Origin of the sequence: Thermosipho sp. (in: thermotogales) (genome assembly GCF_020054775.1) — a bacterium.
Classification (GTDB): domain Bacteria; phylum Thermotogota; class Thermotogae; order Thermotogales; family Fervidobacteriaceae; genus Thermosipho; species Thermosipho africanus.
Window position 1 is genome coordinate 1 of record NZ_JAIHAP010000055.1, and the last position, 12,418, is coordinate 12,418.

Genomic DNA, 12,418 nt, shown 5'->3' on the forward strand with positions numbered 1-12,418 from the left:
ATCTAATATTACTTTGATGTTTCTCTTTTCAAATTCATCTAGAATTTTTTTGCCGAAAATAGCCAAGTTATGTCCTACCTTTACAGTATCAAAGCTTCCGTATTTATCAATGAATTCTAAGGGGCTTTCCATATCCAAACTCAATACAGGTATCATTTTTTCACTCCTTTCAAATATTTTCCAAGTTCTTCAACAACTTGTGGATCTTTAAATAATGCGCTTCCTATTGAAATAGCATTTGCTCCTACTAAAAGGAAATCGTCCACATCTTTCTTTGTATATATACCTCCTGAAGCTATTATGTATATATCTTTTAGAACTTTTCTAACTTCATATATTGCGCGTAATGCTATAGGTTTTAAAATTGGTCCTGAAAGTCCTCCCATAACTATTTTTCCATCTTTTATTAGAAGACCTCTAACACAGTTTATTAGTGTAAGTCCGTTCCATCCAAATTCTTTAACTTTTTTTGATAAGACTTCCACAAAATTTCCTTCAATACTTAATTTTGCTATTAAAAATGAATCTGGAAGTATTTTTCGAACATTTTCAAGAATTTCTTGCCATTCATTTATGTCAGAAAGAATTGAAAGCCCACCTTTTTTTACATTTGGACAAGAAAAGTTAAATTCAATTGCCTCAAATTTTTTAGCGTATGGAGCTATTTTTTCTGCTATTTTTATGTATTCATCTTTACTATCTCCTCCAAGACTAAGTATTGTTTTTGTTTCTTTAAGTACGAATTTTTCAATGTTTGATATAACGTATTCTATTCCAGGATTTTCAAGACCGATGCTATTAATTATATAGTTTTCCGAATTTTCCATTCTTTTTGTTTTGTTTCCAGACTTTGGATTTAAAGTTATGGTTTTTAATGTATATGCACCTACATATTTTGGGTTTATAAGGCTTAGATATTCTCCACTTCCCCCCGGTCCAGAAGCTATAACTAGAGGTGGGTTTAGATTCATAGCATATCCCTCCTAAATATTGGTCCGTCTGTACAGACGTGCTTTACACCATCTTTTGTAAAAACAGCACAGCTTTTACAAGCGCCAATACCACAACCCATATATTCTTCAAGTGATACAAAAACATTTTTGGATTCAATGTTTGAAAGGACAAATTCTTCCATTTGTTTCGAACCACTTACTAGGTACCAATCGTATGTTTTTAATGTTTTTATTTTTTTGGAAAAATCTTCATTCCCAACTACGCTTTCAAAAGGAAGTTCGAAATTTATCTTGCTTTTGCTTCCAATAAGTACATTACAAGAATATTTTTCATGTAAAAGATTTGCTAATGTAATGCATGTCGGAGATGCTATAACTATTCCCTTGCCTGCAGGTGGTATGAATTTATTACCTAATGGAAAGTGTGCTTTAAACTTTTCTCCTTGAAAGACGATATAGTTTGTTCCTTTTCCTTTTATCTGAACTGATACAGCTATGTTATCTTCCCATGTTCCAAGTATAAAAGGTTTTCTTGTTAGTGAGGGAGTTTGAATCATTATAAATTGACCTTCATCAAATTTAAATTTTTCATTAAATGTAACTATAAATGTATCTTCATTTATTTGAATTACATCTTTCTTAGTCAAGTAAGTATTCTCCATTCCAAAACCCCCATTTTCCATTTATTTTTACTCCAATAACTTTACCTTTTAATTTCATACCATCAAAAGCACAGTTTTTTCCTTTACTGTAAAATTTTTTGCTGTCAACTATAAATTCTTGGTTTAAATCTACAACTACAAAATTTTCTGAATCGAATTTTTGCTTTATTTTTAATCGTCTTCTTGGAGTGTCACAAAGTTTATTAATTACGATCATAAGGTCTTCAATGGCAGTATAAAAGGCAGAAAATGCAATTTCAATATTTGAAGTACCATATGGATCTTTTTCAAAATCATTTTTTTTGTCAGGGTGTGGTGCATGATCAGTGGCAAGGATATCTATATCATTGTTTTTTACGGCCTCAATTAAAAATTCTCTTGTTTGTTGGTCAGCAAGGGGTGGGTTGATTTTAAAGTTTGAATTTTTGATATGCTCATTTGTTAATAAAAGGTGGTGTGGAGTTACTTCACAGGTTATATTTGCATATTTTTTTAGAAATTTTATCATTTCCAGTGTGTAAATCGATGAAATATGCTGGATATGAAAGTCTTTAAAGCCAAATTCAATTCCTGTTAAGATAGTTCTAGCTACTGCTACAGCTTCATTTGTTACTGGCCGTTTGGGCAGATTTTCTATTTTTTTGTAAAAAATTCCCGGGTGTTCAAACATTTGACTGTGGTCAAGAAGAAGGTGTGGTTTTTTCTTTGAAAAATTTTCTACTAATTCATTGTAATTGTATTCAATGCCATCAGTTGAATAACATAAAATGTCTATGTTGTTTGGTTCTTGGAAGCCAAAAAATGATGTTGTTCTGTAAAATTTAACGTATGGATTTTCAGAAAGTTTTTTGTGTTTTTCATGAACATTACTATTTTCTAGTCTTGGTTTTGTGTTTGGTTGAATTAGAACTTCTGAAAAACCACCAGCTATACAAGCTTTTTTTAAAGATTCATAATCTTCTTGATCTTCTAATAGTCTTACATGGGTGTGAAAATCAAAAAATGTTGGAACAACAACTAAATTTTCAGAGTATATGTTTTTTGGTAGAGAAATTTCTTCGTAGAAAAGTTTTTTTTGGTAAGGATCATACACTTTTACCGAAATATATTTCACCTCCCCCACAGCTAAAGAAAAAGGGGCCCAATAGTGAGCCCCTTTTTCAAGGATTTATGTGAAAAATATTAATTTTTAATTTTTGCTCGAAAGTTTTCATTTTTATAACCCCCCCACTAAACTTACCTTATAATTTTATATCATATTTGTGGAGATTTATCAAGTTGTTGAGTTTTTAAATAAATGATGTAGAATTAAATTGAGGTGAATTTATGAGGGTATTTTTAAGCGTGGAAGAGTTAAAAAGAGTGTTAAAGTTAATAGATAAAACAGTAGGAACAGTTGAAAAAACAAATAGAATAGTTGGATTTAAATATGAAAACGGATTTTTAAATCTTTATGGTAGTGATGGATGTCTAATTTTAAAGGCAAAGGTTTCAGAAATGAATCCGACAACTCTTTCTTTTTCTGTTCCATTAGATATATTGAAATTTTTTGTATTTGAACTCTCGGGAAACATTTCAATTTATTCTGATGGAAATTATGTTGTATTAAAAGCAAAAGATGAGAATTTGAAATTAAAGACAGAACGTTTTTCTTTCAAGAATTTTGAAGAAAGATATGAGGAATTAATTAATGTTCCTATAAATACATTTGTAAATGATCTAGATTTTGTATCAAGTCATTTGGAAGAAGGAAGTTACGTAGATTTTTACTTTGGAAATAAAGTAAGAATGGTAGCAGAAAATGGCAGTATCATTAATTATGTTGTAAGGGATAAGAAAAGTAAAGAATATTCATGGAGAATTCCTTATTATTCAGCACGGCATTTAATAAAGGCTTTATCTGAAATAAAAAGTGGAGAATTAATTGTTGGCGAGGGACTTAATAAATTGGTTTTGTCATCCGATTATTTGTTTAATGTCTGTGGTGAAGAGCTCGATCACTTGGATCTTGTGCCATTAGAAAATGAAATTGAAAAGTCTGAAGAATTTTTAAGGGTTAGTTTAAAAAGTATAAGACGATTTTTAAGAAGAGCTATGATTTCTGGAAGATATTCAAGGCTAAAAATATTTGGTAATGAAAAAGGGCTTTATTTTTATGCTTTTTCTGAAAATATGGAGTATAGAGGGCATATAGATATTAGTAGTAAATATATTTTCCAAACAACAACAAACGCCTATTTTTTAAGAAGCGCTTTGAATAGAATAGGTAGTGAAACATTATTGTTTTTTAAAGGCGAAAAGTATTTAATAATATCAACTATGCAAAAAAGAAGATTTATTCTACTTCCACTTTTATAATATAATCTTCTAGAACTTGAAAAATTTCTTCTTTTTTGAAAGTTCCTACTATCTTTCCTTTATAGAATAGCAAAAATCCATTTTGAACTCCAGCAATTCCAATTTCAGCATCTTTTCCTTCTCCAATACCATTTACAACACACCCTAAAACTGCTATTTTTATGTTTTTTTCAACCTTTGAAAATCTCTTTTCAATAATACTAGCCCATTTTTCAACATCTATTGTTGTTCTCGCACAAGTAGGACATGCTATTATTTGTATTCCTTTCCTAAGATTTAAAGATATTAAAAGTTTTTTTGCAGCCAGAACTTCTTTTACAGGATCTCCTGCAATGGAAATCCTTATTGTATCACCTATGCCTTTATATAAAAGATATCCCAAAGCAGCAGAAGATTTTATAATTGCCCATTCGTATGTTCCTGCTTCTGTAACTCCAATATGAAGCGGATAGTCTGTCATTTTTGAAATTTTTTCATATGCTTTTATTGTTTCAATAACATCTGAGCTTTTTACGGAAATTACAATGTTTTCAAAGCCAAACTTTTCAAGTAACCTAACTTCCTTCAATGCAGCCTCACATAGTGCATCAATTTTAGGAAGGGCCTCAAATTCTTTTGGAATGGATCCTGAATTTGCCCCTACTCTTATTGGAACATTATATTCTTTTGCAACTTTTATAATTTCTTTTACTTTTTCATCATTTCCAATATTTCCAGGGTTTATTCTAACTTTACTGGCTCCATTTTTAATGCTTTCTATTGCAAGCTTATAGTCAAAATGTATATCAGCTATAATTGGGATTGGAGAATCTTTGGTTATTGTTTTTAAAGCTTTAGCAGCTTCAAAAGAGGGGACGGAAACTCTAACTAATTCGCATCCTGCATTGTATAAATTTTGAATTTGTTGCAATGTGCTTTTTATATCTTCTGTTTTTGTATTAGTCATAGATTGTATAACAATCGGATTTTTTCCACCAATTTTAACATTTTTAATATTTATTTCTTTAGTCATTTTAATGCCTCCTTGTGATAAAATAATAGTTAAGAGGGTGATAATATGAGGTTAAAAGATGAATTAATATTATTACTTAGAAAAGGTTTCTATGTTTTATTAATAGTATTTATCTTGATGTTTGTTGCCATATCAATTTTACTATTTAATTTTGAAAAAAACAATCTAGTTAACTTTGCAAATTTTGTAAAATCAGCGGTAGAAGAAAAAAGTTTTGAAAGCAGTGAGTCGGTCATAAATTATATAAACAAGTTGATAGCAAATAAAGAAGAATTCATGTTTTTTTCTCCTGCCAAGGAAAATAGATTGTTCTATGTTAGTGTTCCAATAAAGGTTTTAGGTTATAATTTCGTAATCTGCAAAGATTTAAGATCAAGTTTTTTGAAACTTGTGATTATTTTTGGAGTATTTTTTTTGATGTTTTTAATTATCTACTATATACTAAAAAATTCTTATGTAAGATTTGCAAAAGAACTGGAAGATGAACTTAAGATTCTTAAAAATTCTATGGACCATTTTCAAAATTATCTTGAACTTAGTACTGTTAATAAAGAATTGAGAATTTCTGAATTGGATGAGCTTAAGGAAAGGTTTAATTATCTTCAAAAGGTTGTATTGGACAGTGAAAAAGAATTACAGGAAATGTTTTATTCAGAAGAAAGATTAAGGAAAGAAGTTGAACAATTAAATAATTTACTTGTATCAGTTTATGATATACTTTCTAATATTGTTCCAGAAGAAGATCTAGAGGAAATTGCTCATAAAATACTAAAAAAGTTGATTTATATAATACCAGATGTAAATGCTGGAAGTATAATTTTAAAAGACGGTGGAAAGTACAGATTTTACGCGCAAATGGGTTATTCTGATGCTTTAAAAGATATAGTTTTTACAGATGAAGATTATGTGGTTGCAGTAAAGTATGAAGGATTTGTTGATGGAAAAATCTTTAAGGAATTTAATGAAAAAAATGTATTTAAAGATAAATTTGAAAAATTAGGTAGTAATAAAATAAAATCTTCGTATATAATTCCAATTTATGTTAATAACGAAAAGTTTGGTGGTATTTGTTTGGATTCGTTTGTGAATGAAAAACTAGTTATACCAGAATATGCAACTCAAATATTTGGAAAACTATTTGGGAACTTTTTGTATCTAAAATTATATGGAAAGAGAATGGAGAAATTATTTGAAGAAATTTTAACATTGCTTGTAGAAGTTGAAGAAAAATTATCAAATAAAGAGCATTCAAAAATGGTAGCAAATGTTTCTAAGATAGTAGCTGAAAAGATGGGACTAGATGTGGAAAAAGTTTACAGGGCTGCATATTTGCACGATATTGGAAAAATAATGGTAGACAAGACGGTTCTAAAAAAGCCTGGAAGGTTAACGAGAAAAGAAAGGGAAACAATTGAAAGGCATGTAGAGCATGGTTATAAATTATTGAGTAAATTTGAAGGTTTTAAAGATATTGCAGAGATAGTTTTATACCATCATGAAAGGTGCGATGGGAAAGGTTATCCTAAAGGACTAAAATGTGAACAAATACCTATTGAAAGTAAGATAATAAGTGCGGTAGATGTTTGCTGCACACTATTGATAAAAGGTTATGGAAATGAAGAGATAATAAATTTACTTAGAAAAGATGTAGAGAATGGAAAATTGGATGGTAATATTGTTGAAATTTTGATAGAATTGTTAAGGAACAATATAATTTAGGGGTGAAGTTATGAATAAAAAAGTATTGGTTGTTGATGATAGTAAGTTGTGGAGAGAATTTTTAAAAAGAACAATTGAAGATTTTGGACACACAGTGGAAGTTGCAAGTGATGGTTTAGAAGGCATAAACAAATTTTTTGAGTTTATGCCTGAGATAGTTATAACTGACTATATAATGCCTAATATGAATGGAGTGCACTTGACTAGATTTATAAGATCTTATCCTCAATTTAAAAATGTTGGGATAGCTATTTTAACTGCTGAAAATGAATCTATAAATCCATTTTGGGCAAAAGAAAGTGGCGCAAATTTATTTTTGCAAAAGAATTTAGACAGAGAGAAAATTATTGAAAGACTAAAAAAGTTTTGTGAAAGAGATTATACGATTGAATGGTCTATGGAATTTTATAAAGTTAGAAAAGAGCCATATGGAGAATTAGTAGATGTTCTTGAAGAAAGACTCAGGAATGAAATTATAACCTCGAAAATATTTAGTATGCTTCAGTACATTGAAGATGAAGAGTATCTTTTGAATAGTTTCTTTAATATGAGTATAGATTTTTTTGAACCAAGATCAATTCACGTTCTTTTAATAACTTTATCAGAAGGACGTATATACAGCTATTCAAGAGATAATGAAAAATTTTCTCTTGAACATGTTAAAGAAAAACTTTTTGAGGATTTAAAAAGGCCAGTGACTCCATCAAATTGGAAATATGTTGGTAATTTTTCAAAAAATGGAAGAAATTTAAATAACATAAAAAGTTTTGTTTTGGAACATAGTGGTGTTGAACAAGGGGTAATATTATTTGAAGATGTTGAAAGAGAAAATGATTTCAAAAAAAATTTAAATGTTGCATTAGAACCTTTAGGATTGATTTCGAAAATTTTAAACGATTTTTCGGATTTTAAAATTAAAGTTGAAATTGATAGTTTAACACAAGTCTATAATAAACAATTTATTACTTCAAAGTTGAATGAACTTTTGAAATTGCATAGGAGGCAAAAATTACCACTTTCAATTGCAATGATTGATATAGATGATTTTAAGAAAGTTAATGATACTTATGGTCATATAAAGGGCGACAAAGTATTGAAACAATTTTCTAAATTAATTAAAGAAGGACTCCGTGAAAGCGATTATTTGGGAAGATATGGCGGAGAAGAATTTTTAGTTATATTTCCTGCAACAAGCTGTTTTGATGCAAAAAAGGTTATGGAAAGAATTTTGGATAAAGTTAACAAGTATAACTGGAAAGAAGAGCTTGGAATAGAAAAAGTTACATTTAGTGCAGGTGTTTGTTGTGACATTTCAAAAACAGTACTTGGTCTAATAAATATGGCTGATGAAAAACTTTATAGAGCAAAGAAAAATGGTAAAAATCAAGTAGTCGGAGGTGAGTAGTATTTTAATATCCATTATTTCGTTTATTTTGGTTTTCATGTTCGTAGTCATAGTTCATGAGTTTGGACATTTTTTGTTTGCAAAGATTTTTAAGGTTTCGGTTCTGGAATTTTCAATTGGTTTTGGGCCATCTATTTTTAAGAAAAAATTTGGAGAAACTGTCTGGAAGATAAATATAATTCCCTTTGGTGGATATGTTAGATTAAAAGGTGAGGATTTTGATGAAAGTGAAGAAGATGGGCTTTATGCAAAACCGGCATGGCAAAGACTATTAATAGCATTTGCTGGACCTTTATTCTCTGTTTTGGCTGCATATATACTTTTCATACCTATAGTATTAAATTGGGGTGTTCCTGCTGTAACAATTGGTAAGGTAATAGAAAATTCGCCTGCTCAAGAGTATGGTCTTCAACCTGGAGATGTTATTTACAAACTCAATGGAAAAAGAATATTCGATTCTTACGAAGTCACAAATACAGTATCAAAGGGAAAAGTTGTAAAGATGGAAATTTTAAGAAATGGAGAAATTTTTAAAAAAGAAATTCCTCCGAGAATTTCTCCACCTGAATACATTTTTTTGTTAGATGATGTAAAAGGAGATATAAATGGGGAAATAGTAAAAATAAATGGTTATAAAGTTGGAATTGATTTGAAACTTGAAAGTGGTACTTTTGTAGAGCTTGAAGATGAGTTCGGCAATACAATTTCTGGTGTATTAGTTCAATATTCTTATGTGCCTGAAAGACCAACAATTGGTTTTTATTATGCTGGGTTTAAGCCAGTAGTTGAAAAAGATATGCATTCGTTTAAAAAAGGAGATATTATTTTAAAAGTTAATAATAGAGAAATTGATGATTATATTTCTCTTGTTAATGTTATAACCGCCATGAAACTTTCAGAAAATCAAGTGTATATAGACATCTGGGGGCAGCAGATAAGAGAAAAAATTGTACCTTTAGGTAATGATTTGAATGTGCTTGTATCAAGAAATGGGAAAGAAATTTCTTTGAATTTAAACAAAAAAGAGTTTTTGAATATAATTTCATCACCTGGATTTTTCAAGCAAGAAAGTTATGTTATTAAACCAAAGAACTTTTTTGATGCAATCTCACTTGCAGTTGCAAGATGTAATTCAGCTGCAATATCTATATGGAAGGCATTTGGAAAATTGTTTACAACTGGGCAAGGTGTAGAACAAGTAGCAGGGCCTGTAGGTATTGCGGTTATAGTTGGTGAAGCGGCCAAAGCTGGATGGGAAACTATTTTAACGGTTGTAGCTTTATTTACCCTTAACCTGGGAATATTTAATTTATTACCTCTTCCTGCACTTGATGGTGGAAGGATAGTGTTTTCTCTGATTGAAATTATTTCTAGGAAAAAGGTAAATAGAAAGGTTGAAGCAATAGTTCATACTATAGGATTCTTTATATTGATGGCTTTAGCATTTTATTTTATGTTTGCTGATTTTAGCAGGTTCTTTTAAAAAAATGAGCGGCTAAGCCGCTCATTTTTATTTCTTTAGATTAAAGTAGTCAGTATTCTCGTCATGTTCGATTTTTAAATATCTATTTTTTGCAGCTTCAAAAATTCTTTCAATAATTGCATGTAAGTCGCTATCTTTGAATTTTTCCAACTTTTCTTCCAATTTTTTAGAGAATTTGTAATGTTCACCTTCAAATTTTATATCCTCTTGTGAAAACTCATTAAATTCAGGATCGATAGAAGAAAATAATTCCAACAATGTGTTAGTAAATACTTCCCTAACATCTGATTTTCTTTTGGCGTTGGCTAATTTTTCACGATATGAAGGTTCAATTTCATGTTCATACTTTACAAATGAAATAATTTTTTTGCCTTTTTCCATATAATCCCCCCTTTAAATTTTGTTGAGTACAATTGCAAAATAGCTCAAAGCAACAAATGCTGCAGTTTCAAAACGTAAAATTTTATTTCCCAAACGTATTGCATTAAAATTTGAAAACAGAAAGTCTCGTTCTTCTTTTGAAAACCCACCTTCAGGGCCCACTATTATTGAAACATCGCTGGAAATATTGGATGGTAATTTTTGACCGTTAAAGTCTAGAAAATAGGTGTTTTTGGTTACATGGTTTTTAATGTCTTTAAAATTAATAAAATCTACATTTGGAAAATGAAACCTCACACATTGTTTTGCACTGTCTCTAATAACCATATTTATTTTTTCTACTTTATCTTTGTAATCTCTATTAGAAAAAGCAGTTTTTGTTATATAAATATTGTCTACACCAAGTTCTACAGATTTTTCAATGAGCCATCTAAGGCGTTCCCATCTTGAAGCCGGTGCAAAAAGGGATAGAAAAGTTTTTTCGTTGTTTTCTATATATTTAGACTCGAGGATCTCTCCAAAAGATTTCTTTTTTCCAATTTGTGTTATTTTTACTTTGTAGTAATATCCTTTTCCGTCTGTACATTCAATTATATCATTTTCTTTTTTCCTAACTGTTTTAAAATGAACAGTTTCATGCTCATCGAAAATTAGATATTTATCATCTTTTATTCCAAAAAATAGATTTGGCACTTTTATCACCTCAATCAGATTATACTACATTATTTGTTAACTATTACTATTTGTAGTATAATCTTAATAAAACAAGATTAAGTAAGGAGGGATTTGTATGAAAGAATATATTCCAAGTCAGATAGAAAAAAAGTGGCAAAAAGTATGGGAAGAGGAAAAAGTATTTGAAACACCACAATATTCTGAGAAACCAAAATTTTATGATCTAGTAATGTTTCCATACCCTTCAGGGACATTACATGTTGGCCATGTGAAGAATTACGTTATTGGAGATATAGTTGCAAGGTATAAAAGAATGAAAGGTTATAATGTTTTACATCCATTTGGTTACGATGCATTTGGTCTTCCTGCTGAAAATGCCGCTATTAAAAATAAAATTCATCCCGAGGTTTGGACTTTTAAGAATATAGAGACAATAAGGAACCAAATTAAAAAGATAGGAATTAGTTATGATTGGAAAAGGGAAATTGCAACATGTACAGAAGATTATTACAAATGGACTCAATGGTTGTTTGTCAAAATGTATGAAAAAGGGCTTGCATATAAGAAGAAAGCAGCAGTTAATTGGTGCCCAAGCTGTCAAACAGTACTTGCAAATGAGCAAGTTGTAGATGGCAAATGTGAAAGGTGTGGTACAGAAGTTACTTTAAAACATCTTGAGCAATGGTACTTTAAGATAACTGAGTATGCTGAAAGGCTTTTAAATGATTTAGAAAAGCTAGAAGGTTGGCCTGAGAATGTAAAGACAATGCAAAAAAATTGGATAGGAAAAAGCACAGGTGCAGAAATTGATTTTAAAGTTGATGGCCTTGATATGAACATTAGAGTATTCACTACAAGGCCTGATACAATCTGGGGAGTAACCTTTATGGCTATTGCTCCTGAATCACCTCTTGTTGAAACGCTTGTAACTGAAGATAGAAAGGAAGAATTAGAAGAATTTTTGAAAAAGGTTTCTTTGGAAGATAGGTTTAAAAGAACAAGCTTGGAAGCCGAAAAGGAAGGATTTTTCTTGGGGAGATATGCTATAAATCCTGTCACTGGAGAAAAAATTCCTATTTACGTTGCAAATTATATATTGTATGAATATGGAACAGGTGCAATTATGGCAGTTCCTGCACACGATCAAAGAGACTTTGATTTTGCAAAAAAATATAATATACCTATAAGGCTAGTTATTGATAATCCTGAAAGTCCAATAGATATAGAAAAAATGGAAAAAGCATACGAAGATGAAGGTATAATGGTAAATTCTGGACCATTTAATGGCATTTCAAGCAAAGAAGCAATTGAAAAAATAATAAATTATCTTGAGGAAAAAAATATTGGAAAAAGAAGTGTTCAATATAAATTGAGAGATTGGCTTATCTCAAGGCAAAGATATTGGGGTGCACCTATTCCAGTTGTATATTGTGAAAAATGTGGTGCAGTAGCTGTTCCGGAAGAACAACTTCCAGTGAGACTTCCAAAAGATGTTGAATTCTTACCAACTGGACAATCACCACTTTCATTGGATGAACAATTTTTGAATACATCATGTCCAAAATGTGGTGGCCCTGCAAGACGAGAAGCTGATACGATGGATACGTTTGTGGATAGTTCATGGTATTATCTAAGATATGTAAATCCAAATCTTGAAGATAAACCATTTGAAAGTAAAGATGTTAACTATTGGCTTCCAGTTGATCAATACATAGGTGGTGTGGAACACGCGGTTTTGCACCTTTTATATTCAAGATTTATAACCAAAGT

The 12,418-nt window shown here is 30.2% G+C and carries 11 protein-coding genes and 1 pseudogene; 5 read left to right on the forward strand and 7 right to left on the reverse strand.

The window, feature by feature from the left end; translation table 11 throughout:
- From JG780_RS08355 to JG780_RS08370, 4 genes and pseudogenes are all read right to left on the reverse strand, one after another.
- Positions 1 to 156: pseudogene (locus tag JG780_RS08355) on the reverse strand (orotidine-5'-phosphate decarboxylase); the annotation flags it as partial.
- Positions 153 to 971 (reverse strand): tRNA-dihydrouridine synthase, encoded by an 819-nt coding sequence (locus JG780_RS08360; protein ID WP_287570079.1) that lies wholly within the window; start codon positions 969 to 971, stop codon positions 153 to 155. The gene JG780_RS08360 and the pseudogene JG780_RS08355, both read right to left, overlap by 4 nt.
- Positions 968 to 1,615: an iron-sulfur cluster-binding protein gene (locus JG780_RS08365; protein WP_287570081.1), complete on the reverse strand. Its 648-nt coding sequence runs from the start codon at positions 1,613 to 1,615 to the stop codon at positions 968 to 970. Before JG780_RS08365 ends, JG780_RS08360 begins: the two co-directional genes overlap by 4 nt.
- Positions 1,593 to 2,729, reverse strand: coding sequence for a dihydroorotase (locus JG780_RS08370; protein ID WP_287570083.1), 1,137 nt, complete (start codon positions 2,727 to 2,729; stop codon positions 1,593 to 1,595). The genes JG780_RS08365 and JG780_RS08370 overlap by 23 nt, the downstream gene beginning before the upstream one ends.
- A 212-nt stretch (positions 2,730 to 2,941) precedes the next feature.
- Here JG780_RS08370 and JG780_RS08375 point away from each other — a divergent pair, with 212 nt between their 5' ends.
- The gene (locus JG780_RS08375; RefSeq protein WP_004100674.1) at positions 2,942 to 3,973 is read left to right on the forward strand and encodes a hypothetical protein; all 1,032 of its coding nucleotides are present in this window, start codon (positions 2,942 to 2,944) and stop codon (positions 3,971 to 3,973) included.
- On the opposite strand, the gene ispG is transcribed toward JG780_RS08375, so the two are convergent.
- Complete coding sequence (ispG, locus tag JG780_RS08380; RefSeq protein WP_287570085.1) at positions 3,951 to 4,985, reverse strand: flavodoxin-dependent (E)-4-hydroxy-3-methylbut-2-enyl-diphosphate synthase; 1,035 nt, start codon at positions 4,983 to 4,985, stop codon at positions 3,951 to 3,953. The genes JG780_RS08375 and ispG overlap by 23 nt on opposite strands.
- 45 nt (positions 4,986 to 5,030) lie before the next feature.
- Here ispG and JG780_RS08385 point away from each other — a divergent pair, with 45 nt between their 5' ends.
- Genes JG780_RS08385 through JG780_RS08395 form a run of 3 tightly spaced genes read left to right on the forward strand, consistent with a single transcriptional unit; the run spans position 5,031 to position 9,592 of the window.
- Positions 5,031 to 6,704, forward strand: coding sequence for an HD domain-containing phosphohydrolase (locus JG780_RS08385; RefSeq protein ID WP_287570087.1), 1,674 nt, complete (start codon positions 5,031 to 5,033; stop codon positions 6,702 to 6,704).
- Between the two features lie 10 nt (positions 6,705 to 6,714).
- Positions 6,715 to 8,109 carry a GGDEF domain-containing response regulator gene (locus JG780_RS08390; protein ID WP_287570089.1) on the forward strand — a complete coding sequence of 465 codons (1,395 nt, stop codon included), beginning with the start codon at positions 6,715 to 6,717 and terminating at the stop codon, positions 8,107 to 8,109.
- Complete coding sequence (locus JG780_RS08395; protein WP_287570091.1) at positions 8,102 to 9,592, forward strand: site-2 protease family protein; 1,491 nt, start codon at positions 8,102 to 8,104, stop codon at positions 9,590 to 9,592. Before JG780_RS08390 ends, JG780_RS08395 begins: the two co-directional genes overlap by 8 nt.
- Positions 9,593 to 9,619: 27 nt before the next feature.
- On the opposite strand, the gene JG780_RS08400 is transcribed toward JG780_RS08395, so the two are convergent.
- Positions 9,620 to 9,973, reverse strand: a complete 354-nt coding sequence (locus JG780_RS08400) for a hypothetical protein (protein ID WP_287570092.1) — start codon at positions 9,971 to 9,973, stop codon at positions 9,620 to 9,622.
- A 12-nt stretch (positions 9,974 to 9,985) separates the two neighbouring features.
- Complete coding sequence (locus JG780_RS08405; RefSeq protein ID WP_287570094.1) at positions 9,986 to 10,666, reverse strand: 16S rRNA (uracil(1498)-N(3))-methyltransferase; 681 nt, start codon at positions 10,664 to 10,666, stop codon at positions 9,986 to 9,988.
- Positions 10,667 to 10,763: 97 nt separating this feature from the next.
- On the opposite strand from JG780_RS08405, the gene leuS reads away from it, so the two are divergent.
- Positions 10,764 to 12,418: leucine--tRNA ligase (gene leuS, locus JG780_RS08410; protein ID WP_287570096.1), on the forward strand; the 1,655-nt coding region annotated here is incomplete at its 3' end.